The organism is Sphingomonas sp. CCH9-F2 (assembly GCF_001556735.1).
Taxonomy (GTDB): Bacteria; Pseudomonadota; Alphaproteobacteria; order Sphingomonadales; family Sphingomonadaceae; genus Sphingomonas; species Sphingomonas ginsenosidimutans.
In genome coordinates this window covers 1-246 of sequence record NZ_LSJO01000027.1, presented here as the reverse complement: position 1 = coordinate 246, position 246 = coordinate 1, and the positions used below count along the sequence as shown (strand labels likewise).

The following is a 246-nucleotide window of genomic DNA, read 5'->3' as shown; positions in this document are numbered from 1 at the left end:
TCGATCTCCGCCGCCGCCTCGATCGACAGCGTCGTGCCCCCCGCGCTGTCGATCGAGGCGGCGGCGGAGATCGACGGGCGCGCGGTGGTCTATCTGGAAGTGGTCGACCTCGACGTGGCGGTGGCGAGCGCGCGGGCGGCGGGGATCGCGGTGGACGATCCGGTGGCGCAGCCATGGGGCTGGCGCGAGGCGCGGCTGACCGATCCGGCGGGCAACCCGCTGCGGCTCTATGCCGCGGGCGAGCAG

The 246-nt window shown here is 75.2% G+C and carries 1 protein-coding gene; it reads left to right on the top strand.

The features are described 5' to 3' along the window. Nucleotides 1–246, top strand: a 246-nt coding sequence (locus AX685_RS22150; RefSeq protein WP_443026241.1) for a VOC family protein, incomplete at both ends; no start/stop codon positions are given.